Raw genomic sequence first — 23383 nt, 5'->3', positions numbered from 1 at the left:
ACTCCGCGACGGGCGGCCGGGAGCCTCTCTCTCGACCTCCAACCCGTCACGAAGATCGGCGCCGCCCTCTCACTCTGAGGGACGGCGCCGCACTCCGGCCTTCCGGATAAACACGCAGCCGGAGACACGGAAATCCGCATCGCCGGCTTTGCTGAAATCAGCCGGCCCGGTCGAGCAGCTTCTTGGCCTTGCCCTCAAGCTCGAGCCGTGCGTCCTGGTGCGGCTTGTCCCGCGCGACGGCGGTGATGCCCTGCACGAAGTCGAAGACGCTCGCGGGCTTGCGACCTTCTTCGGCGAGCACGGTCTCGATGATCTTCGCCGTGTCCGCCTTGGAGAAGCCGCGTTTGCGGAGAAACTCCGTTCGATCGTCATCGCTGCGAGCGACGATCTTCTCCCGCGCTGCGCGGATGCCGTTGACGAAGGGCATGGGCGAGGAGTTGGCGAAGCGGGTCAGCGCCGGCGCGGCCTGGTGCGCAAACCGCGAGGCAGCATATTTGGAGTGGCGGATCGTGATCTCCTCGAAATCCTCGACGCCCCAGAGGTTGCGGTTCTGACACACGGCGCGGAGATAGAAGCTGGCGATGCCGAGCGTCTTCGCCCCGACCTCGGAGTTCCAGCAGTAAAAGCCCCGGAAATAGAGATCGGGCGAGCCATCGGGCAACCTGCCAGCCTCGATGGGGTTGAGGTCGTCGACCAGGAAGAGGAACACGTCGCGATCCGAAGCATAGAGCGTGGTGGTGTCCGAGGTGATGTCGACACGGGGATTGTAGATGCCGGTCGACCAATCCAGCACGCCGGGGATCTTCCAACGTGTGTCGCCGGTGCCGTTACCGGCGATCTTCTGAACGGCCGCAACCAGTTCATGATCATAGATGCGCCCATAGTCCGGGCCGGTGACGGCGCGGAGTTCGACGCGCCCGTTCTCGACCTCGAGCGTCTTGACCTGCTCGGCAACTTATCTGAACAGTCAACCTGTCTCAGTGGGCCTTCTTGGCGCTGGACCGGAGAATTCCCCGGATTTTCGATCAGCGGATCGGCATGAGACAGATTCCATGATGAAATCGATGCTCACGAAAAAAACGTCCAGAGCGCCTGGAAGACGTAGCCGATCACCAATGATCCCGAAACTGCGAGCGCCACGAAAAGGGCGATGGTTGACGGCCTAAGGACCAAAGCCACAGCCAAGACGCCCCAAATACTGACGGCGCCGCCTGAAACGAGGAGTGCCATTGCCGCACCGGGTGACATGCCGAGATCAAGTAATCCTCGAACCAAGGGCAGTGCCGCAAGACCATCGAGATACATCGGTGCACCGACCAGCACCGCGAGTGGGATAGCGTATGGAGAATCCTTACCGACATAGGTGGTGAGGAGATGAGACGGTAGAAGGTCACGCAGCAGAAACTCAGCCGAAAAAGCAAATATCAAATAGATCACGACGATCCTTGTTGTGGAAATAAGGTTCGCCCCAAATGCACGCATGCGAGCTGGCTCTCGCCAGATTCGGAAAGAGAAATCCGTTGGCGTGCACGTGCCGCACTGGCCATTACCTATAATTCGCTGTGGCCGTAACGGGTTTTGAACCATCTGCGTGCGCGCGAGGAGAGCCGTTCCCGCGCCGGAAAAGATTCCAAGCGCAAAAGCCGCAAGCATCTTTCCGATGGCGAATCCAGGGCCGAGCAGCGCCCACGTCGCAGCGAACATGGTGGGCCCGGTAACAGGCGAGGAAAGCCAAAATGCCATGATGGGCGCAAGCGGAACGCCGGAGGCAAGGAACCCGGTCGTAAGCGGCAGCACCGTTACGCCGCACACAGGTGTCACAGTGCCGATTGCCGACGCGATGACGACAGTTGAGATAGGGCGGCCCTTAAACCACCGCGCCGTAATGGTCGCCGCTCCGCTGGCTGCGACCCATGCGGAGATGACTAGCCCAATTGCAATCATCAGCGCGACATCCAGGAAGCTCTGCACGACGAAACGAAGCGTCTCCTGCGCCCTTTGCGGCCACGTAAGGGCGACAACGACTGTCAGAACAGCAGCCGTCGCCCAGATGACCTGCATTCTTTGGGGCCTCGGGAGCGTGACAATCATGGCGACATCCTCTTTGCTGACATCATACATTGCCGACTTCCATACGGAAAACGAATAGCGTAGATATCAGCTATGAGCTTGAACGATGGGAAATCGACACAACTGGACAGCGATTTGCTGCGAACGTTTCTCGCGGTGGCTAAAGCAGGGAGTGTCAGCGGCGGCGCTGCGCACCTGCTCCGCACACAGTCGGCCGTTAGCCTGCAAGTGCAGAAACTTGAGGGTACTGTCGGACAACGCATGTTCGAAAGGCATGGCCGTGGGGTTACCATGACTGCTGCCGGCGAGCAGTTGCTGCCCGTCGCTCGCCGTGTTGTCGAAATGCTGGATCAGACAGTCGCCGATCTGCGCGGAACGCAAGCGGAGGAAGAAATCCGCCTCGGGATCCCCGAGGAATATGGTGATACGATCCTGCCGTCTATCCTGGCAGCCTTCACCGAAGAGGAGCCCACAAGCCGTATTTTTGTGCGCTGCAGTTCGAGCATGGAGTTTCCACATGCGTTGGCCGCCGGCGAGTTGGACATCGCTCTCCACTCACCTGAGCGTGTCTCAAAGGACGACGTTGTTGTTCATAGTGAACGCGCCGTGTGGGCCGGCTCGGTATTCCACAATATCGAAACACGACGGCCCCTGCCGGTGGCTCTATTCGACAAAACCTGCTGGTGGAGGGAACGCTGCCTCGATCTTCTTCGAAAATCCGGATTGGAGCATCAGATCGTTTGTACCAGTGAGAGCGTTTCAGGGATTCGAGCTGCGATCGCAGCTGGCATCGCGATTGGCGTCTTGCCGCAAAGCGCATTGACGGACCAAATGCGAACGCTTGCCGATGAGAAACTGCCGCAGCTAGGAGAAACACATCTGATGCTCACCAGCTCCTCGAACGCACCTAAACGGCTAGCTGGCAAATTGACAATGATCATCTCAAGGACATTCGAGGGGAAGTGACGCCGTTTTGCGGCAATACGTCCGGCGATCGACCAAGCTGTCAGGATGTTCGTCGCCGCCGCCGTCGCGGAGATCGCCGGCTGCTTCAGCTTCTGGCTGTGGCTTAGTGAGGCCAAGCCGAGCTGGTGGCTGGCGCATGGGCTGGTCTCGCTCGTCGCGTCGCCTGGCTGCGCGCGCTGGTGGACAGCAGCGCGTCCGGGCGGGCCTACGCGGCTTATGGCAGCGTCTGTATCGCCGCCTCGCTGGCAAGTCTGCGGGACGATCGAGGGGGTGAGGCCGGACCGTTGGGACACTTTGGGCGCCGCGATCAGCCTCGTCGGCGCCGCCATCATCATCTTCGGCCCGCGTTCCGCCTAATGTGACGGCTGCTGGGCGTGCATCCAGTCGGCGATCTCTTGCGCCTTGGCGGCGGCGGTGAAGATGGCGCGCTTGTCGGACCGGAGCACCTCAAGCCACGAGGCGACGTAGCTGGCGTGGTCGGGACGCGGCTCGACGCTGAGGTTCAAGTCGGCGCAGATCATGGCGCTGAGCAACTCGACCGTGCACTCCTCCATGGCGTAGGCGGCCGAGCCGAAGCGTCCGGAGAGATCGCGATCGAGGCGATGGCTGGCGCCCGAAGCGTGCCCGCATTCATGGAGGAGCACTGCGTAGTATGCGAGTGCGTCGCGGAAGCAGGCGAACTCCGGCATCTGCACGTGATCCGTGACAGGGCTGTAACAGGCCTGCGAGCCGCCGTGCCGGATGTCGATGCCGAGCGCCGCGCAGAACCGTTCGGCGTGCCCGATGCGCTCGATCTCGGGCAGTACCGGCATCTCGGGCGGCGTGTAGCCGTCGACCTGCGCGCAATTGAAGACCGTATAGCCGCGTGCGAACATGCGTCGGGCCGGCCCGTCGCGATCCTCGCCGCCGTCCTGACGCTCCGTGTCGCTGTCGCGGTCGGCGATCTTCCAGAATACGACGAGGTGGCCGCGTTCGCCCTTGCGGACCTGGGCGCCGAGCGCCTGCCATTGGCGGTAGGTGCCCCAGATGCCGGCGGGATAGCCCGTCGCATGCGCCGCGGCCCAGAGTGCGATGACGTTGACGCCGCGATAGGTCTTGCGCGAGCTGACGTTGACGGGCGTGGAGATGGCCGAGCCATTGTGATGCCAGGGCATCCGGTAGTCGGCGGCGCCGGCTTCGATGGCGGCGATGATCTGGCTGGTGACGCGCTCGTAGATATCGTTCCGTGTCTCGGTCTGGACGTTGCGATCCGTGGTCATGGGTGCCTCCTGTGCTCGCCCTCTCCGTCGAGGGCGCGGCGGCAGGGGCAGACGCGGATAGCCGGCCCGTCACACCCTGTTCTCGGTGCTGGTGCGGAACAGGGTTGACGGGCCGGCAGCGTCTGCCACAACCCGAGCCCCTGCCTCGACGGGCGAGCGCAGGAGGCACCCATGATCGGCGGGCCCGGCCGGACCGGATCGGTTACGAAGCTGCGCGGCTCTCAGCCAACGCCGTCGTGAGACGGGCGCCGTAGCGGCACGACCCTGGTCGCAGGCGATCGAGCCAGTTCCTCCCGCAGGCCGTCGATCACCGCATCGCGCTCGGCGACCTGCAGCGTCAGCACCTGGATGTGCTGTGCAAGCGTGCGGGCGAACGCCCGCAACTCGGCCATCTCGGCGCCGCGCACGGCGCGGAGCTCGGCTTCGAGGGCGCGGATGCGCTCCTTGAGGACTCTGGGGGAGGATCCCCGGCGGCGCTCTTCGGCGGCACGGAACTCGGCGAGAAGAGCGCCGGCCCGGTTCGCCGTCGCCCGGCTGACGCCGGCCTCGCGCGCCAGGTTGGCGACGGTCAGCGCCCCGTCGGTGCGCTCGGCGCGACCGTCGAGCAGCCGCTGCATGGCCGACCTCAGCGCGGCTTCGCTCTTCGGCCCAAGCGCGGTCATGCATCACCGTCCACGAGAGGAGCGATCAGACGGCGCTTGCGCTCATTGTCCTTCAGGATCGCCGTGCGCTGCAGCGGCGACAGGCGCCGGTCGGCCAGCAGCGCTTCGCCCTCGGCGATCGAAGCCTGCCATGGTTCGCGGTGCCGGGCGGTCAGGCAGGCATTGGGACAACGGTCGGGGCTGCAGCGCGACAGGGCCGGCGCCGTCCGCTCGTCATCCGGCGCATCTTTAAGGCAGAGCGCGGTCGCCGCGTCGAAGAGGCAATCATTGAGGAAGCCGACGTGCAAAGTCCGCCCGAGATGGGCAAGCATGGTGCGCAGCCGCTTGCGGTCCACGATCCGGCCAGGAAAATCGCCGAGTTCGTCCTGCACGCGGGCGAACTCGCGGCGCAGTCGCGTCGCACCCGGTCCCGCCGGCCCGTCATTGCGAAGAAACGCCTCGTAATGGGCGACGATATCGTCGAGCTGGCCGAGCGCACGCTCGCGCTCGACCACGCTTCGGAAGTCGGCCCGGGCCGATCCAGCGTAGCCCTCGAACATGGCTATGGACGCATGCTTGTACTGGATCTTGCCGGCGACGGTGCCGAACGGCCGGTTGGCGATGTACCAGGCGATCGTGCGGCGCAGCTGTCGCGTCGTGAACTTCCAGGGTTCGTCGTCGATGCGTGGGATGACCGGTCCGTCGCTGGCGCGCGCATCGAGCCCGTCGCGGAACAGGTTGAGCGTTGGCGTCGCGCCCATGCCGAGGTGATCGTTGCTCCAGGGCCAGTCCTTCAGCGCCACCCACAAGGATGACAATCCCTTGTCGCGGCGATTGCGCGCCGAGAGAGCTTCCATCACCGCAACGGCGCGGGCGACCGGCTCGATCGTGATCCAGTCGGCCGTCGCGCCGCGCGCCCCATGGCGTTTGTAGACGGTGCTGCGCAGCCGGTAGCGCTCGACCAGGCCGTCGGCGCTGCGCACCGGCGACACGCAGCCCGGCTGCATCGCCTGCACCTCGCTGTCGCGCATGCCGGTCAGATAGGCGCAGACGATATAGCAGGCGCCCTGCAGCATCCGCTCCTCGCGGGCCAGGCTGAGGCCGTCGAAGCGATCGCGCCAGGGCAAGCCGGTGTCCGGATCGGTCGAGATCGGTGTGTCGAGCCCGCCGATCTCGGTGCCAAGTTCTGTCGCTGCCTCGTCGATCAGCCGCGCGGTCGGCTCGGACTGGCTGACGCGGCCGCTCTCGCGCGCGCCGACGTGAAGGCGCATCAGATGAAGATTGTAGGGCGGCGTCTCGTCGCCGGTGAGCGGATCGATGCGGCGGGCGACGTTAGGCGCGCGCTCCCAGATCGGCACGCCTCGGCCCGTGGCCCGGCGCACGTCGAGCCACTTCGCCACACGGGCGCGATAGGTGCTGGCGACGGCCCGGCCGGTCCGCGCGTCCCGCGTCATCAATCGGGCGCAGCGGGCTTCGAGAGAGTCAAGCTCTGCACGGGCGGCAAGGATATCTGGCGCGTAGACCTCGACATACCTGAGTGCCCAGCGCAGCATGGCGCCGATGACCGGCTCGGGAATGCGCGGCGTGGCGTTCTCGGCGGGTGCCGGCGGCCGTCCGGCGACGCGGTGGGCGGCTCGCCCACGCCAGGGGAGCACGCCGATGCCACCACCGGTCAGCCACGGCGCCAGGTGATGCAGATCGATCGGCACCTCGACATACTTCACCGTCTCGTGCGGCGTTCGCTGTCCGCCGTCACGGGCATGCACCAGGTAGGCGTCGAGCAGCGCCTGATCGACGCGGCCGAGATCGACGGCGCCAGTCTGCGCGCGGAGGAACGCAGCGAAATGCTGGACGTAGCGCAGCAGGCGGATCGCCGAGGTCGCGCCGCAGGGCGCTCGATATCCCGGCACATGGATGCGCAGCCGGGCGACCACATATTCCTTTGCCAGCCGTCGCGTGGCGAGATCGGCGATGCGGGCGAAATCGAGCCGGTAATTGCTGTGGCGGGCGTTGACCCGGAAGATGGCGGCGCCCAATCCCAGAGATCGTCGCCGAAGCGGGGAAGCTCAGCGCGGTCGACATCGTCCCTGACCGCGACACCGGCAAGCACGGGCTCGCCGTCGCGGTAGATGGCCGACGGCAATGACGGCCGCGGCGAGAGCTTGATGGAACCGGGCATTATGGCGCTGCCGCTTCGGGCGGCAGGTAGATGAGCGCCGGGTCCGACGCCGCAATCCGGCGAGCCTCCTCAATCTCCGCGTCGGCAAACCGGGACAGAATCTGATCGGCAATGCGTCCGTGAACGCGGCCGAACTTGGCGATCCAGTCGCCTTCGCTGAGCGCCTGCCGTTGCGCGCGAATGAAGTCGAGGAAGGCCAGAAGCGCAGGCAGCTTGCGGGCGGTGATCACCGCATTGCTGCATTCGAGACAGCCCCAGAAGGGCGACGGACAGGCTTCCCCTTCCAGCCCGAACGGGCTCTTGTAGAAGCCGGCGCAACTGGCGAGCCAGACATCCTGCTCGCCGCCGAGCAGCGCGTCGATGGCGGCGGTACCGGCGACGGGAAGACTGGTTGCCTGCTCGGGATCGGCCAGAACGGCCTCCTCCTGCTCCGACGACAGGATGCACGGCCGCAGGGCGGCGTCGAGCGCATCGCTCATGGCGTCGGCAACGGTCGCCTCGTGCAGATGGCGAAGCGCGGGGACATCGGCGTAGTGGTTGGCCGCCACCGCGACGCTGTGGCCGACGGCGAAGCGGTCGAGCTGGCCGCCCGTACGCCGATACCACGCCGCCTTGTGGGTCTTGCGCAGGCGCGTCAGGTTGAGGCGGAGCGGCTGATCCTGTTCGTCGAGGATGCCATGTCGAGCAATCCATGAAGCGACGGGTTCCTTCAGGCTGAGCACCCTCGGGGTCAGACGACCCCAGGCGCAGTGGACCCAGAGCGTGTCGGCGCCAAGCCAGCCTCTCGCCGGACCGGTCCACTGCAGAACCTTGCGGATCAGGCCACCCGGTGTCGAGGAGGCGCCGTCGCGCACGCGCAGCCGCTTCCACTCGGCGCCGCGTGCCCGCCGCTTGCAGTACTCGATCTCGACATAGCCGCCGGACGGGTTCTTCAGGCAGTCCGCCCGCAAGCTCTTGATCGCTTCGATCTCGAGACCCGTGTCGAGCGAAATGAGGACTATGAGCGGCACGAGGTCGGCGGCGATCAGATGCTGGCGGCCATGCAGATCGTGGATCAGGCTATCGTTCGGCAGGTCGCTCTCACGGCGCAGCGTGTAGAGGCGCTTGAAGAGCGGGTGCCGGTGCCCGATGACGCCTTCCCCGTCGATCACCGCCATCACCTGTTCATGCGCCCCCGCCAGAACGCGGCTCCGATCGGCATCCTCGACGGTCGGGATGCGATCTGCCACGGCAAAGCGGCGGATGATGGCGGCGAGATCGGCGCGAGCGGCGATCCGCAATGCCGTGGCGACATCGTCGCCATAGGCATCGCGCGGCCGGGCGCGCACACCCGGCCGGTCGCTCGTATGCATCAGCCGCCGCGAGGCATCGGGTGGCAGAAGGTCGGGCTCCGCCGCCTCGGCGAGGCGGAGCAGGTTGAGCACCTTGCTCATCCGATGCAGCCGGTGATTGGGATGCAGGCCGCTCTCCTCCATCCAGGCGTCGAAGCCGTCGATCAAGGCAGCGCTCATGTCGGAAAGGCACACGATGCGCACTCTGGCGGAATCGAGATAGCGCCAGAATGTCTTGAGCGCGCTGGCATAGGCATAGGCTGTCGAGATTGAGCCGGCCGGACCGCCGACCTGGCAGGCGCGCCAAAGCGCGCCGGCAAACGTCCGGGCCAGTGGCTTGCGGCCAGCGAGCATCGTCAGATCGATCCTCCTGCTGCGGTCCGCCAGCGTGACTGTGAAGCGGAGCGACGCGATCGCGGCGGCTGCCTCGCCCTCGGGATCGGGCAACGCCTCGGGAAAGAGGGCGCGACGACCCGGTCGCCGTACCGAGGCAGTCGTCACGGCGGTCATGCTGCATCACCGGCCGTATCGTCGGCCCAGCGATCCGCGGCCGCTTCGACCAACTCCTGCGCCTCGGCGAGGCAGTCGAGATAGATATAGGTGCTGGTAATGCTCGCGTGCCCCAGGAGCTGCTGGAGCTTCTGCAACGGGTCGCCGAGCATCCGGCGATAGACCGCGCCGTGCCGGTCGTGCGGATCGAACACGGTTCCGATCTGCTCGCGGATCAGCATGGAGAGCATGTTGACGGCGAAGGTGTGCCGCAGAGTGTGCGGCGTCACCTCGATCTCGATGCCGAAGCGGCGACAGCGGACGCAGGCGCGCCGGAAGACCGCTTCCCAGGTCGCCGAGGGCACGGGCCGGCCGCCTTCGGTGAGCCAGAGCAAGCCCTGCTGCGCTCGGCCGGGCGCCCCGATCAGCACGCGGCGTCGTTCGCCCGGCGTCAGGCGGTCAAGCCGGACCCGCTTACCCGACGCATCAGCGACCTTCCCGCTCTCCGGCATCAGCCAGAGCGGATTGGGCACTGAAGGCTTTGAGCGGGCGGCGGAGATGGTGCGCTCGAGATCGACATAGTCGGAGATCAGCGCCAGCACCCGGCGCGGAATGCGGATGCGACGTGGCCGTCCGCCCTTGGCGATCGGACCGGGAAGATCGAATGGAACTGAGCGCGATCCCGGCTCGGTCAGGCGCGGAAGCTCGGCCAGAAGCAGGCTGCCAGCCTCTGTCAGCCGCAAACCGGTCGTGACCAGCAGTTCGGCAAAGAGCGCATTGCGCTCGCCGTTCCGCCCGCGCCACGCCGGATCTTCAGAGCCGTCGGGAAGCCGGCCGCGCAGCCCGACGTCGCGGAACAGGAGATAACGGCCGAGATCGACATAGCGGGTGTCGTGCCGGCGCGCTGCGCGCTCGCGGGCGCGGTTCGCCGTCACGGCGAGTACGGCCCGGCTGCCGGCGGCCCTACGAAGGGTGACGCCGTAGCTGAAGGGCGAAACGGTGATTATCCCTTCCTCTATGGCCCAGCGATAGAGCTTGTCGAGCGCGGCGATGCTTCGGTTCCAGCTTGCCGCCGAGATGCGGTAGGGAGCCGCCGCCAGGCGTCGTGCCCGATGAAAGGCCAGAACATCGTGGCGGTCGGCCTGCCAGACCGTCTTGCCGTCGCGCCGCTCGGCAAGAAAGCGCGCCCAGACCAGGATGTCGCGGGCGTAGGAGCGCCAGGTGTTCGGCGAGCGCGCACCCATGCCAGGACAGGCCCGGAAGAACCGGTTGAGATTGAGATCGTAGCTGCCGTCATCCGTCAGGATGAACGGCATGCCGTCGATCAGCCCGGCGCGCTCGGCCACGTCGAGCGCGCCGGGCGCGGGGTTTGTTGCGGAATCATCGAGAGGAAGCGGGCGCGACAGGGCGCCAAGATCGGTAAAGTACAGCTGCACGCACGTGACCTAAGCGGAGCGCCTGCGGCGCAAGTTATTGTCTTTATGTGCGAGGGGTTCCCCTCGCGCTCTCCCGCTCGCCGCGTGGCAGGGGTGCAGGACTAAGCCTGCACCCCATGAACAAGCTTGTGGTGCCGCCGCCGCGTAAAGCGTTGTCCTCGCTTCGCTGCGGGAACGCTTGACCCGGACGTCTGACGAGCTTCACCGGAACCGTCGGCAAGGTGCTTCCATTGCCTGATTCTGAGACAGGATTACAGAGTCAGGATAAAGCGCGATGCGCGGTCAGGCCGTATTGCAGGTTGATGCCGGCGAGCGGCGCCGGAAGTTGGCGCAGGTAGGTCGCCGGGGCACCCACGATTCCGGCGAGTTGACCAAAGCTCCAATGCGTCGGGGCAACCGGCCTATCCGCACCGGGTAGCACCAGAGCAAGCCGCTCGGCATCGTCGCGGGTGGCTTCCACTCGGATGGCGGCGGTCTCGACGGTACGGGTCCGGCTGCGCTCGGACCGCCCCCGCACCGAAGCCATCAGCTCGGGCAGAGACAGGTAGCGCTCGTCAGCCAGACGGTTGAACCACTCCGAGGACACGCGGCCGATGCGCTCGCCGCGGCTCGCGTCCACCTTATAGCCGCCGCGTTCACCGGCCGGACTGCTATCGACAATCACTGAATTGATCATGGGAGTTCTCCATAACGGGCGCCGGAAGCCTCTCTCCCAGCCAATACCGTCATGGCCCTCCAAAACCGCCCTCTCACTCTCCCGGCGCGCAACTCCTGTACCGAGCGGGGGCTACGCGCTGTCGGCGCCGGACCGCGTTAGGGATGGAAGCCCGAAGGGTGAAGCCCGCAGAGCGGAGCTTCAGCGCCAGTCGAGAGCCCGGCCCCAAGGGACGCCCATCTCGACTCATTTGCGTTTCGCGATAGAGTGCGCGGCATGTGCAATGCCTACGAACAGCATGTGAAATGGGTCGAATACGTCCAGATGATGCAGGCGCTCGAGCTTGGCATCCCGACGCAACAGACCGAACTCGATCTGCCGGAAAGCGATGACATCCGGATCAACGACATGGCCCCCGTGATGCGCGCTGCCGGCAACGGCATTGAGCTGGTGCCCATGAATTTCAGCTTCCCACCTTCCAACCCGAAGGGTGGCCCAGTCTTCAACTACCGCTCTGACGGAAGGCATTTCGACAAGAGCAACCGATGTCTCATTCCCGCATCGGCCTTCTTCGAATTCACGGGCAAGAAGTACCCGAAAGCAAAACATCGGTTCACGCTGAACGATGCACCATTCATGGCGATCGCCGGCATATGGCGCGAAGGCACAGGTGGCTCTATCCCGGGCTTCGCCATGCTGACCACCGAACCTGGTCCGGACATTGTTACTTATCATGACCGCCAGGTGGTAGTTCTGCGTCCCACCGACTGGGCGCACTGGATCTACCTGACGAAGACAGAAGGCGAACTGCTGCGCCCCCTACCGGAGGGCTCACTCGCGGTTGAAACCGTTCGACAAGATCGGACTAGGACGGCGTGGGCAGGCCAAAAGGCCGGAATGGGGCTCATTCCGCCCGGCAGCTTTCGTGCCCATTCCGGCCATTGGCGCTCCGATCACGCGAGGGCAGCTTTTTGGCCCACGTGGACGTGGCTAATGCCTCCAACTAGCTCGATGCAACGCTGTGGACCCTAGTCCTGCGGTATGTCGGGCGGCGGCTCATCCCCGGGATCCGACATCAGCTCGTAGGGCAGGGCCTTCGTGAAGCGGCCCAGGCTGCCGAGGATCGCGAACACCCTGTCGGGGAGCGCATCGATCACCTGGTCCCGCAGGAAACAAATCCAGGGTTCATGGTCGGTCGTCGACCAGACGAAATACTGGTCCCAGCCACGCTCCGCGATCAGGGCCACGAACGTCTGGCGCTGCGGGATCGACCATTCGAAACCGCCATGGAACATCCGGTTCCGGTAGCTGAGCAGAGCGACGATCCAGTCGAGGCCATCAGGGCGAAGGTGAGCAGAGACTCCGGTGGCGTCACAAAGCTGTGGCAGGCCGGAAACGATGTCGACGCCGGCATCAGATTTGCCGAAGTACCATTGGACGTTCCATCTTTCTGGATTGTCCTTGGCCCGGCGCCAGCGCTTGTGATCGGGCGGCGCGATGCCCTTGGCGACGTATTTATCGCCCAAGGCGCGGAAGGCCTGCGCGAAAATAGTCTCGAGCGTCGGGACGATCATGCCGACGGCAGATAGGCTGATTGCTGCGTCGCTATATGTCGACCGCCACATCGCATCGACATGCTCATCGACAACATGATCGTGGTACGGGCCCTGGTAGGTTCGGGCTTCTTCCTCCAGTTCCTTGATGTTGGTGCTGACATGGTCGGCAGATCGTCGGTGCTCTCTCAGGACAGCCCTGATCGCCTCGAGTTGGGCATCCCAGTCGATCGTCGACACGAGACGGTAGAGGTAGTCACGATCATCGAGCAGGTTTTCGAGGCCAGTCTTGAGGCGCTCCGGGTCGGTCGTCATCATCCCTCCAGGTGCAGATCGCCGTGGTGAGCGGTCGCCGCTCCACCGCTGACCGGCCGCTATTCCGCCGCCTTCGGCAACAAGTCGAGACAGCTCGTATCTCCGGCCACCGTCAGGAAATTGATGGCGTCGACCACATTGGAGACTGCCCGCGTGTCGCCGGTCGACAGGCCGGCGACAAAGATTGCTCGCAGGTTTTGCGACCTCACGCCGAGCTCCATCATATCGAGGTGACGGTTCTTGATCAGCGTCGAGATGGTTTCCACGGCCCGGTGTGGGAGCGGGGAGCTGAATTCCGCGATCCGATCCACGAGATGAAAGGTCTGGCCTGGCCCATATCCGGCATTCGACGCCGCGATGGTCTGCTGCATGAGCCAGTCGGGGTCCAGGCCCCGTTGGTAGTAGAATTGGCCGATCGCGCCGATCTCATTCTGAAAGACCGTGCTTTGGGCCGGGGGCTCTGAAGCAGCCAGCAGCCTTCGATCCCAATAGCTCTGCGCTCGAAGGCGCCTCTCCCCTTCGGGCAATGCCAACTGGGTGCCCAGAAACCACATCGCCTTCTGCCGCGCCTCGATCGGGGCGTCATTCCAGAACTGGGCATAGACGTCTTCAGGGAGGGCATCGACGATGTAGAGGATCACTAGGTAGTGCGTGAACCTCTCGGTGAGATGTTCTCGATCGGCACCCGGCACGTTTTCGGCCAGGCGTTGAATCTCGTTCCGATAGCAATCGCTCATTTGAGTGGCTAGCCAGGAAAGGGGACCCGTTCCCATCTGGATGTGCGACAACCATACCGCGTCGCGCAGCTGCGCATCGGGTGTCTCGAAGAAATTCGTTGCATTGGCCGCGAGGAAGTTGGCCGCGAAGTAGCTGAGCCAACCGAGGTAGCGGCCGATGACCGCCCGCGGTATTCGCCCGTCGGCACCGCTCCGGGCGACCTCGGCGTCTAGAATGCTCTTGATCTCCGGCAGAGCGGTGAGAGCGTTGCCCGGATCCTTGCCGACCGCCGTTTCCGGGTTTTTGCTCAGCCAGAAGATGAGCTGAATGCAAAGCTCCAGGGCGGCGCCGCGCGACGTGGACGTGGCGGCGAAATAGACTTGCCGGCGGTAGGTCTCCTCAAAGCTCTCAGAGTCCGCCGGCGACGAGCTCTCGTAGAAGGACAGGACTTGGGCCCGGACCTCGGATTCGAGGCCAAAGCTGATGCCTTCCTTGCCCAGTTGGAGCCCGACGGAGATCAGTTCGATTGCGGCCTTGCGGGTCCACGACCAGTCGGCGTCATGGCCCTCGCCTTCGTTTCCGGTCAGCCCCACGCGAGACACAAGCGTTCCGGTAAGCGCGATGATGCCTCCCCAGCTGACCGCGTTTTTGTTCCGGACGACGGTCGTCAGGGCCTCGATGATCCTGCGGATATAGATTGCGGGGACGCCCGAGAATTTGGCGGCCCCTTCGGAGAAGGTCAAGGCATTCTGCTCGGCAGCCTGCCGCAATTGCTGGCTGAGAGCGGTCACCGTGACCTTCTGCGCCTGGGGGGAGGGTCGCCAGTCGGTGAGGAACGAGACGATGTCCTCGATCGAACGGTTCGCGAGGTCGGCCGCGACCGCTGGACTCATATCGGGCTCATGCAACTCGTTCAGCCACGCATCGGGGTCACCGTGACGCTCGACGTCTTGCTGACGGTCCTTGGGAAGCACCTGGCGCCAATGCCATTGCACCTCCCGCAGCACTGATGCCCTGAAGTGGTTTCGTTCCTCGTCATTGGGCTCTCGCCCGGTGCTTTTCTTGAACCGCTCCTGCCAGCTCGGCTCGTGCTTTGACGGGACTTTGTCGACCGCCCCCAAGATTCTGGCCTGGGTCTCGTCGTGCAAGCGGTCGAACCAGGCGGACGCCAGCTCCCCGTACTCCATACTGCACCACGTCTCGCCGATCAGGTCGGCGTCATCGAGACTCGAGGTGGCGAGTGAGGGGGCAGCTGCGGGATCGAGGGAAAGGAGGTGGAGCCGCAAACGGGTGAGCAACCGCGAAGGATATTTCGAGATTTCGGCGACGATTGCCTCTAGTCGGTCAGGGTGTGCCGAGGAGATGAGCCGCGCCGATCGGACGATCTCGCCGACCAATGCATCGATGATGCCGTGCTTGGGGCCATGATCGGAGATGGTCCTAGACATGTGGTGGGAATAGTCGCCTGGGGGATCGTCGCTCACCCGTCGTTCGATGCGCAGCGCGGCATCCAGCATCTGGCACAGCACTCCGACAAGGTCGCTGCCCATCCCGGCAGCGCATGCGCGAACATCCTGTGGCAGGAAGTGCTCGAACATGTGCTGGCCGAACAGGGTCGTGGCCCTGCCGTCATCGGGAATGATCCGGTAGAGTGAGCCGAAGAGGCCGAGAGCGGCCTCGTGGCGATCCGCTTTGACAAGATTTTCGAGGATCGTATGGACGGCTGACGAATGGGGCAGTCGCGTGTCTTGGCCGAGCCAGCCCTTTAGGATGTCGATGAGGCCCTCGGCCTCGCCGGCTGGCAGGGCTACAATCGCCTCCGCGCCATGCCAATGCACATCCTGGTCTTCGGATCCACCGACTGCACGCAGCGCGGCGACCACCCTCGCTCGAACTGCGGGATCGCTCGAAGCCGCCATCCTCACGAGGTATCGCCCTGCGGGCCAATGCTGCAGGCGCAGCCCGTCATCTATGTCATCGAGGCCGACCCACGACGCGGCGAGCAGCCGGTGCTCGGCAAGGGGATCGAGCCAGTCCGCGGAGTGGAGACGCTCGAAGAAGTAGGACAGCAGCGGGAGCGCGCCGGGAATCTCACGCGACAGGGCCTGCACTGCCACCTTTCGGTCCGGCATTGCGAGAAGCTCGTCGAGGCGTCGGATATAGGCCGAGTACTTGCCCTGCAGCGCGACCATAAGGCCCCGAACTGCCGTGTCGAAAGGCGCCTGCCATTCCGAACGGAACTGAGCGTCCACTTCCAGCGACTGATGCAGTTCTCGCCCGTAATGTGCCTTTGCGTGCGCGGCCATCACGGACTTCCAGGACCGAGCAACATCGCCGTCGGGAGCGAGGCCCAAGGTGGCGCAGATCCGTTCGATCTGTTCGCGATGGCTGTGCTTGGGCGCCAGGGTTGTGACCGCTCGATCTGCCGCCTGTTGGATGTATCCAAGTGACCGCAGCGCGGCGCTGGCCTGGTCGAGACGATTTTGCGCCTCGGGCGAAACCGTTACCGTCAGGTCGGCAGGAGTTGCAAGAAGTTGCCGAAGGATCGCATCGATCTCGCGCATGGCGTGGCCCGCCAGCGGCACCGATACGCGAAGGGGCAGGGTGCCGGCCGCGAGCCGGCAAAAGTCGACGTACCGATCCGCGGTCCGCTTTCCCAGCAGGCGCTGCAGAAGAGAGGCAGTATGGCGCTGCTCCTCGGACATGTCGGGTAAAGCGAGTTCTTCGACCATTCCCGCCTGCCCCGCCCCGCTCGAATTCTTCCTGGCCCGCAAGCTAAGGTCACCGATTTGGCAGGCGCCATCTCAACTAGGTCGACGATCGGTAGGCCGGTCAACTCGCCGTCGCGGTGATCATGGCTGCGAAACGGTTTTCCGGTACTTTAACTGACCTTACCGGATGCGGGTCGGAGTACAAGGCGGGGGTGATCGAACGTCGGCTTATCGCGTAAGGCCGCCTGCCGCCGCTTTTGCGGTTGCGGCTGGGCACGGACGATGCGAGCGCTATCGAAAATCCCGGCTCTTCACCTTGATCGACTCTATCTCCAACGTCGGGTCCACCATATCGCGCGGTCTGAACCCCTTCGGCAGGCTGCGCGGGTCGAGACTAGGACCGCCATGATGGGCCTCATCGCCGCGACCATGCGGGAGCGGAAACGGCGTCTCGCGGTTGCCGACGCTGGCGAGTTCCCCCGAAAGGTCGGTGATTTGGTGCGCGACGAGGTGGACCACCTCGCCCTCACGCTGAATCTTGCCCCGGACGCTGAGCATCGAGGAGGAAAGCAGCACGCGGCGGAACCTCTCGAAGACCTTGACCCAGACGACGACATTAGCGGCGCCAGTCTCGTCTTCCATGGTCAGGAACATCACGCCCTTGGCTGAGCCCGGCCGTTGGCGGACCAGGACAAGGCCCGCCGCCTCCAGCCAGCGGCCATCACGCGCCTGCATTGCGTCGCAGCAGGTGACGATGCGACGGCGGGCAAGATCATCGCGCAGGAAGGACAGCGGGTGGTTTCGGAGGGTCAGTCCGACGTGACCGTAGTCCTCGACCACTTCCCGGCCGGCCGTCATCGGCCGCAGTATCATAGCCGGCTCTTGGATTTCCGACACGGTCTGCTGTTCGCGAGCCGATGCCGCGGCAAAGAGGGGCAGGGGTTCGTCGCGCAGGCCCTTGAGCGCCCATAGCGCCTCGCGTCGCGCGAGACTGAGGCTGGAACGGAAGGCATCGGCCTCGGCGAGTTGGACCAGAGATGCTGACGGCACCCCGGCGCGATGCCAGAGATCGTCGATGGATGCAAAGGGCTCGTCGGCACGGGCCGCAACGATCGCGGCCGCGTTGGCATTCGCTAGCCCTTTGACCAGGCGCAGGCCGAGCCGGACGGCAAAGGCCCCGTACTCGCCGATCGGCTCCAACGTGCAGTCCCAGCGGCTCGTATTGATGCAGACGGGTCGGATCTCGACGCCATGGGCCTGCGCATCGCGCACGATCTGCGCCGGCAGGTAGAAGCCCATCGGCTGCGAATTGAGCAGCGCACAGCAGAAGACATCAGGATGGTGGCATTTCATCCAGCTTGAGGCATAGGCGATGAGCGCAAAGCTGGCGGCATGGCTCTCGGGAAAGCCGTAGCTGCCAAAGCCTTCGAGCTGCTTGAAGGTGGTCGCGGCGAATTCGGGCGTGTAGCCATTGGCGATCATGCCGCCGATCAGCTTGTCGCCGAACTTGCTGACCCCACCGGTGTGCTTGAAGGTCGCCATGGCCCGGCGCAGCTGGTCTGCCTCGCCGGCGCTGAAGCCAGCGCAGACCATGGCGACCTGCATGGCCTGCTCCTGGAACAGGGGAACACCCAGGGTCTTACCCAGCACGCGCTCGAGTTCGGGGGTTGGAAACTCGACCGGCTCCTTGCCTTCGCGGCGCCGTAGATAGGGGTGGACCATATCCCCTTGGATCGGACCGGGGCGGACGATGGCGACCTCGACGACGAGATCGTAGAAGGTGCGCGGCTTGATTCGCGGCAGCATCGACATCTGGGCGCGGCTCTCGATCTGGAAGACACCGATCGTGTCGGCCTTGCGGATCATGGCGTAGGTCGCAGGGTCTTCGGCCGGGATAGTCGCCAGGTCGAGGGTCATGCCCTTGTGGTCGGCCAGCAGATCGAAGCTGCGCTTCATGCAGGTGAGCATGCCGAGCGCCAGGACGTCGACCTTCATGAATTTGAGGATGTCGATGTCGTCCTTGTCCCACTCGATGACCTGGCGGTCGACCATGCGAGCGGGTTCGATCGGCACCAGATCGTCGAGCCGGTCATTGGTGAGAACGAAGCCGCCCGGATGCTGCGACAGGTGGCGTGGCGTACCCTCAAGCTGCTGCGCGAGTTCGAGCGTCAGCCGCAGCCGGCGATCGGCGAGGTTGAGATTGAGATCTTGGGCGCTCTTCTCGTCGATGCCCTCGTCGTGCCCCCAGACCTGCGAGGACAGCAGCTTGGTGAGGTCCTCGGGCAGGCCGAGAGCCTTGCCGATATCGCGGACAGCGCCCTTGGTGTGATAGCGCACCACCGTCGAGCACAGCGCGCTGTGGTCGCGGCCATAGGTTTCGTAAACCCACTGCATGACGATCTCGCGCCGCTCGTGCTCGAAGTCGACATCGATATCCGGGGGCTCGTTGCGCTCCTGCGAGACAAAGCGCTCGAAGAGGAGATTATTGCGCTCGGGATCGATGCTGGTGATGCCCAGGACATAGCAGACGGCGGAGTTGGCGGCCGAGCCTCGGCCCTGGCACAAGATGTCCTTGCTGCGCGCGAACTGAACGATCGCGTTCACCGTCAGGAAGTAGGGGGCGTATTGCAGGATCTCGATCAAGCGCAGTTCGTGCTTGATGAGCGCAACGACCTTGTCAGGCACGCCCTCCGGATAACGCCGCTCCGCGCCTTCCCAGGTGAGTTGTTCGAGCGCCTGCTGCGCCGTCAGCCCCGGCAGCATCTTCTCTTCGGGATATTGGTAGGCGAGTTCGTCGAGCGAGAAACGGCATTGCCGGGCAATCTCCAGCGTATGCGCGAGCGCCTCCGGATATCGCGAAAACAGCCGCGCCATCTCCTCCGGCGGCTTGAGATAGCGGTCGGCATGGCGCTCGCGCCGGAATCCCAGCTCGTCGATCGTGATGTTGTGGCGAATAGCGGTCACGACGTCCTGGAGGATGCGCCGGGCGGGTTCGTGAAACAGGACGTCGTTCGTCACCACCGTCGGCACGCGCATTTGAGTGGCAAGGTTGGACAGTTTGTGCAGGCGGACCTGGTCGTTGGGCCGGCGCCGCAAGGTCAAGGCCAGGTAGGCGCGATCGCTGAAGGTCTCGCGCAGTCGGCGCAATTGCAGCGCGCAGGTGTCATCGGCTCGGTCAGGGACAAAAACGGCGATCATGCCCTCGGCATAGTCGGCCAGGTCGCTCCATTCGAGATGGCATTGCGCCTTGCCGCCGCGTTTCTTGCCCAGGGTCAGCAGCCTGCACAGCCGCGAATAGGCGGCCCGATCGGTGGGATAGACGAGGAGGGACATGCCGTCGACGAGATCGAGGCGACAGCCGACGATGAGCCTGACGCCAGTGTCCTTGGCGGCCTGATGGGCCCGCACGATTCCGGCCAGAGAATTGCGGTCGACAACCGCCAGAGCCTCGATGCCGAGCGCGGCCGCCTGCGCAAACAGGTCGTCGCAGGAACTGGCGCCGCGCAGGAACGAGAAATGGCTGGTCACCTGCAATTCGGCATAGCGCGGTCCGCTCATGCGAAGACCCCATGCAGGAACCATTTGTGCGAGCCGGTCTCGGGATCCTCGCCGTCGCCGGCGCGGTAGATCCAGAAGCGCTCGCCGGACTCGTCCTCCACCTGAAAATAGTCGCGCACCGCGACCAGTTCGGCATCGCGCTGCCACCATTCGCCAAAGACCCGCTCGGGACCGTCGGCCCGCGCGACGCGATGCCGGATGCCGCGCCAACTGAACCAGACCGGCGGATGGTCGGGCAGCAGCGCCATCGTCTCAATGGGTTCTGGGTGGGTCAGCAGACGCGGTGGGCGAGGCCAGTCACCGGGCCAAATCGATCCGTCGTCCGGAGCATTCGGCGCGATACGGCGGACCGAGCGTTCGGGAACGTCACTCTCGACCGGGGAAAAGCGGTAGAGCCGTTGCTCGCCAATACGGTTGGCCAGCACTTCGATGAGATCGGTGATGTCGGGCTCCGGCTCCTCGACCAGTGAGGAGATGATCTGCTTGGCTCCGAAGGGCTCGGCGAGGGTTGCGGTCAGCGCCATCAGTTCGATGCCGAAACCGGGATCGACAGTTTCGATCCGATCGGTCAGGAGACGGGTCAGACGCTTGACGTCTCGCACCGGTACGGCCGTCCCGACGCGAATGGCCTCGATGCGGTTGTCGACGCGATGAAACAGCAGGTCCAGCCGGCGGGCGCCGAGCCCCTTGACCTCAAGCGCCTCGCAGAGAGTTGCGACGAGCTTGCCGGCATAGCGGGCGATGGTCTCGGCGGCGCCGATCGGCTCGCCGAAGGCCCGGCGAACCTCGATGAGTTCGGGAGAGCGGACGGGCTCGAAGGGTTCGCAGCGCCGGCCCATCGCCTGATCGAGGCGACGGCCGAGTTCGGGCCCGAAGCGCAGGGTGAGAGAGGCGCGCGGCGCCGCCTCGACTTCGCCCACCCGCTTGAAGCCGAGCGTGAGCAGGCCTTCTACGATATCGTGGGGAAGTCGCAGGGCGCCGATCGGAAGACCGCGCATAATCGCCGGGGCTCGCCCCACCGGCGCAACGAAGGTCGGCCGGGCGAGGAACCGCGCGCAGGCATGAGCGGCTCCCCAGGTGTCGGCGACGGCGCCACGTGCCTCGATACCGGAGGCCGCCATGCGCGAGACCAGTCCATCGAGCATGGCGTCCTCACCGCCATGCAGATGGTCGGCGCCTGTGGTATCGATGATGAGGCCATCTGGCGGATCGGATGCGACGATCGGCGCGTAGCGCAGCGACCAGAGCGCCATTCTATCAAGTGCCTCGGCATCGCCGGCTGCATCCAGGTCGAAGCTCTGCAGGTTGGGAACCAGTACCTGGGCCTTGCTCGCTGCTATGCCCACGCGCAGGCCGGCCGCGCGTGCCGCTGCATCGGCGGCCAGCACGAGCCGCCGGTTCCCTGCCGGCCGAGCATGACGATCGGCGTTTCAGCCGATGGCGCGGACTGGCCCATTGCGCGCCTTAAGCGATCGGTCGGCCAGGTCGGAAAATAGAGCGAGACGACCCTTGTCATCGCAGGCTTCCACTTCAAAATCGGCGCTTTCTCCCGCCCGTACCCGGATCAGCTCGATTTGCCAGCGAGCGCGGCCGATACCGGGGACCGGCAACGGACGGGAGGGGAGCGCGGTGACCCGCCAGCGGGTGACCGCGGCGGTTGGTTGTCCAAAATCGGTCGCCTCGGTTTGTCGTCGCCAACGGCGGATGGCGATGCCGATGGCGCCGGAGGCTTCGGCGGCGAGTTGCAGTCGGCGGGAGGCGGTCATGGAGAGACGTGCCAGTTCGGCAACGACGGCGCCTAGACCGCCATGGCGAAGCCCTTCTTCGAAGCAGGCAAGCACCGAAGCTTCGTCGCCCGCCTCGACATAGACGACACGGCCGGGCAGCAGTCCAGCTTGGGCGAGGGCTGGGGCGAAGAGATCCTGCCGGGTGACGCACCAGAGCACCTTCCCTTTTGTGCGCGCAGCAATCCCCGCAGCAAAGAGCGCCGCAGCGGCGCCATCGATCGTCCCGTTGCGGCCGCCGGCAACCTCATGCAGCGCCCCGAGCGCCAGCCCGCCTCCTGGCAAGACCTTATCGATAGTGGGAACGCCGAAAGGCAGTGTCGCACGGTTGCGCGCCGGCCCGCCTTCGAGGCGCGCGATTCGGTCGCGAAGCGCGGCGATAGCAGGGTTGGCGGCCGGCTGACCCATGAACAAAACGCTCTCAAACTGTCTTCCCAATGCATTTCGGGGCTGATATGTTCCTTATTTGTTCTCTTGGTGCCCGAGAGTCAATCGGACTCATTGCGCCGCTCCGCGAGTGATCCCAGACTGCCCTTGATCGAGGCGCGTTTTATCTTGAGATGCCGCAGGTGATACAGGACGGCGAAGTGGGCGAGCGAAGCGGCAGGGGCCAAGAAGCTAACGCGCCGCGGGAAGGGACGGCCGTCCTTCGCAAGATCATCCATGTCGACATGGATGCCTTCTTCGCCTCGGTCGAACAGCGCGACAACCTGGACCTGCGCGGCAAGCCGGTGGCAGTCGGCGGCGCGGCGGCGCGCGGCGTGGTGGCCGCTGCGAGCTACGAGGCCAGAAAGTTCGGGGTGCGGTCAGCCATGCCCTCGATCACCGCAAAACGCAAATGCCCCGAGTTGATCTTCGTGCCGCCGCGCTTTGACGCCTACCGGGCCGTCTCCCAACAGATCCACGCGATATTCGCCGAGCACACGCCACTCATCGAACCGCTCTCGCTCGACGAGGCCTATCTCGACGTCACCGACAATCTGCAGGGCATCCCGGTCGCCACCACGATCGCGGAAATGATCCGAGCGAAGATCAAGTCTGAGACCGGTCTGACGGCTTCGGCCGGCGTCAGCTACAACAAATTCCTGGCCAAGCTCGCCTCCGGCCAGAACAAGCCAGATGGGCTGTTTGTTATCACCCCGAAGCTTGGTCCGGCCTTTGTCGAGGCCTTGCCGGTGCGGAAATTTCATGGTGTTGGTCCGGCGACCGCCGATAAAATGGCCCGGCTCGGCATCGAGACCGGCGCCGACCTGCGGGCACAGAGCCTGGCGTTTCTCGAGGAGAAGTTCGGGAAGGCGGGTCCCTACTATTACTGGATCGCTCGCGGTATCGACGAACGCCCCGTGCGGGCCGACCGCGAGCGCAAGTCCGTGGGGGCCGAAGACACCTTTTCGAGCGATTTGTTTGACCTCGAAAGTGCTCGCAAGGAGCTGGCGCCATTGGTCGGTAAGGTGTGGCGCTATTGCGAGGAAAGATCGATCCAGGGTCGCACGGTGACATTGAAGGTGAAGTTTGCCGACTTTCAGCAGATCACGCGCAGCCGCACGATCGCCGGCGCCATCGAGGCCGAGGAAGATTTGGCGACGGTCAGCGGCACGCTCCTCGATCAGGTATTTCCTGTCAGCAAGGGGATACGGCTGCTCGGGGTGACACTCTCGAATTTGAGTGGAACGCGATCCGAGGCAGATCGGCAGCTGTCACTAACCATCTAGGACTGCC

13 protein-coding genes and 4 pseudogenes are annotated in these 23383 nt (G+C 64.8%); 4 read left to right on the top strand and 13 right to left on the bottom strand.

The annotated features are described in order from the left end of the window. Window positions 1-157 precede the first annotated feature (157 nt). Window positions 158-952, bottom strand: a pseudogene (locus tag NKH49_RS06085) (DUF932 domain-containing protein); the annotation flags it as partial. A 116-nt stretch (window positions 953-1068) separates the two neighbouring features. Continuing rightward, on the bottom strand, window positions 1069-2121 hold the full coding sequence (locus NKH49_RS06080; RefSeq protein WP_352925456.1) for a permease: 1053 nt from the start codon (window positions 2119-2121) through the stop codon (window positions 1069-1071). Between the two features lie 42 nt (window positions 2122-2163). Between NKH49_RS06080 and NKH49_RS06075 the strand changes: the two genes are divergently transcribed. Continuing rightward, window positions 2164-3036, top strand: coding sequence for a LysR family transcriptional regulator (locus tag NKH49_RS06075; RefSeq protein WP_352493612.1), 873 nt, complete (start codon window positions 2164-2166; stop codon window positions 3034-3036). Between the two features lie 45 nt (window positions 3037-3081). After that, entirely contained in the window at window positions 3082-3393 is a 312-nt protein-coding gene (locus NKH49_RS06070; RefSeq protein ID WP_352493613.1) for a YnfA family protein, read from the top strand. Here NKH49_RS06070 and NKH49_RS06065 read toward each other — a convergent pair. From NKH49_RS06065 to NKH49_RS06040, 6 genes and pseudogenes are all read right to left on the bottom strand, one after another. Then, complete coding sequence (locus NKH49_RS06065; RefSeq protein WP_352493614.1) at window positions 3390-4295, bottom strand: ArdC family protein; 906 nt, start codon at window positions 4293-4295, stop codon at window positions 3390-3392. The genes NKH49_RS06070 and NKH49_RS06065 overlap by 4 nt on opposite strands. Window positions 4296-4516: 221 nt before the next feature. Next, the gene (locus tag NKH49_RS06060) at window positions 4517-4957 is read right to left on the bottom strand and encodes a hypothetical protein (RefSeq protein WP_352493616.1); all 441 of its coding nucleotides are present in this window, start codon (window positions 4955-4957) and stop codon (window positions 4517-4519) included. Then, on the bottom strand, window positions 4954-6972 hold the full coding sequence (locus NKH49_RS06055; protein WP_352925453.1) for a hypothetical protein: 2019 nt from the start codon (window positions 6970-6972) through the stop codon (window positions 4954-4956). The genes NKH49_RS06060 and NKH49_RS06055 overlap by 4 nt, the downstream gene beginning before the upstream one ends. Before the next feature lie 142 nt (window positions 6973-7114). Then, on the bottom strand, window positions 7115-8956 hold the full coding sequence (locus NKH49_RS06050; protein ID WP_352493618.1) for a site-specific integrase: 1842 nt from the start codon (window positions 8954-8956) through the stop codon (window positions 7115-7117). Beyond that, a complete protein-coding gene (locus NKH49_RS06045; protein ID WP_352493619.1) occupies window positions 8953-10371 on the bottom strand; it encodes a tyrosine-type recombinase/integrase in 1419 nt (472 codons plus the stop codon). The genes NKH49_RS06050 and NKH49_RS06045 overlap by 4 nt, the downstream gene beginning before the upstream one ends. A gap of 268 nt (window positions 10372-10639) precedes the next feature. After that, a pseudogene (locus NKH49_RS06040) lies at window positions 10640-11047 on the bottom strand (DUF932 domain-containing protein); the annotation flags it as partial. A 255-nt stretch (window positions 11048-11302) separates the two neighbouring features. On the opposite strand from NKH49_RS06040, the pseudogene NKH49_RS06035 reads away from it, so the two are divergent. Next, window positions 11303-11884, top strand: a pseudogene (locus NKH49_RS06035) (SOS response-associated peptidase); the annotation flags it as partial. Between the two features lie 170 nt (window positions 11885-12054). On the opposite strand, the gene NKH49_RS06030 reads toward NKH49_RS06035, so the two are convergent. From NKH49_RS06030 to NKH49_RS06010, 5 genes and pseudogenes are all read right to left on the bottom strand, one after another. Then, entirely contained in the window at window positions 12055-12894 is an 840-nt protein-coding gene (locus tag NKH49_RS06030; protein ID WP_352925451.1) for a hypothetical protein, read from the bottom strand. Between the two features lie 59 nt (window positions 12895-12953). Continuing rightward, the gene (locus tag NKH49_RS06025) at window positions 12954-16343 is read right to left on the bottom strand and encodes a hypothetical protein (protein WP_352925449.1); all 3390 of its coding nucleotides are present in this window, start codon (window positions 16341-16343) and stop codon (window positions 12954-12956) included. Between the two features lie 270 nt (window positions 16344-16613). Beyond that, window positions 16614-19880 (bottom strand): error-prone DNA polymerase, encoded by a 3267-nt coding sequence (locus NKH49_RS06020; protein ID WP_352925447.1) that lies wholly within the window; start codon window positions 19878-19880, stop codon window positions 16614-16616. Further along, window positions 19877-21396: pseudogene (locus NKH49_RS06015) on the bottom strand (Y-family DNA polymerase). Before NKH49_RS06015 ends, NKH49_RS06020 begins: the two are co-directional and overlap by 4 nt. Beyond that, window positions 21311-22072, bottom strand: coding sequence for an ImuA family protein (locus NKH49_RS06010; protein ID WP_352925445.1), 762 nt, complete (start codon window positions 22070-22072; stop codon window positions 21311-21313). Before NKH49_RS06010 ends, NKH49_RS06015 begins: the two are co-directional and overlap by 86 nt. A 152-nt stretch (window positions 22073-22224) precedes the next feature. Here NKH49_RS06010 and dinB point away from each other — a divergent pair, with 152 nt between their 5' ends. After that, a complete protein-coding gene (gene dinB / locus NKH49_RS06005; RefSeq protein WP_352925443.1) occupies window positions 22225-23376 on the top strand; it encodes a DNA polymerase IV in 1152 nt (383 codons plus the stop codon). The last annotated feature ends 7 nt before the right edge of the window (window positions 23377-23383 follow it).

The sequence above is a fragment of the Mesorhizobium sp. M1088 genome (assembly GCF_040318575.1).
Taxonomy (GTDB): Bacteria; Pseudomonadota; Alphaproteobacteria; order Rhizobiales; family Rhizobiaceae; genus Mesorhizobium.
The sequence above is the reverse complement of the archived record's forward strand: the minus strand, read 5'-3'. Positions and strand labels throughout refer to the sequence as shown.

What these genes read in the sequence shown, in the direction of transcription:
- NKH49_RS06080 (WP_352925456.1), bottom strand. Translation starts at nt 2,121, where the DNA reads ATGTATGATGTCAGCAAAGAGGATGTCGCCATGATTGTCACGCTCCCG.
- NKH49_RS06075 (WP_352493612.1), top strand. Translation starts at nt 2,164, where the DNA reads ATGAGCTTGAACGATGGGAAATCGACACAACTGGACAGCGATTTGCTG.
- NKH49_RS06070 (WP_352493613.1), top strand. Translation starts at nt 3,082, where the DNA reads ATGTTCGTCGCCGCCGCCGTCGCGGAGATCGCCGGCTGCTTCAGCTTC.
- NKH49_RS06065 (WP_352493614.1), bottom strand. Translation starts at nt 4,295, where the DNA reads ATGACCACGGATCGCAACGTCCAGACCGAGACACGGAACGATATCTAC.
- NKH49_RS06060 (WP_352493616.1), bottom strand. Translation starts at nt 4,957, where the DNA reads ATGACCGCGCTTGGGCCGAAGAGCGAAGCCGCGCTGAGGTCGGCCATG.
- NKH49_RS06050 (WP_352493618.1), bottom strand. Translation starts at nt 8,956, where the DNA reads ATGACCGCCGTGACGACTGCCTCGGTACGGCGACCGGGTCGTCGCGCC.
- NKH49_RS06030 (WP_352925451.1), bottom strand. Translation starts at nt 12,894, where the DNA reads ATGACGACCGACCCGGAGCGCCTCAAGACTGGCCTCGAAAACCTGCTC.
- NKH49_RS06025 (WP_352925449.1), bottom strand. Translation starts at nt 16,343, where the DNA reads ATGGTCGAAGAACTCGCTTTACCCGACATGTCCGAGGAGCAGCGCCAT.
- NKH49_RS06020 (WP_352925447.1), bottom strand. Translation starts at nt 19,880, where the DNA reads ATGAGCGGACCGCGCTATGCCGAATTGCAGGTGACCAGCCATTTCTCG.
- NKH49_RS06010 (WP_352925445.1), bottom strand. Translation starts at nt 22,072, where the DNA reads ATGGGTCAGCCGGCCGCCAACCCTGCTATCGCCGCGCTTCGCGACCGA.
- dinB (WP_352925443.1), top strand. Translation starts at nt 22,225, where the DNA reads ATGCCGCAGGTGATACAGGACGGCGAAGTGGGCGAGCGAAGCGGCAGG.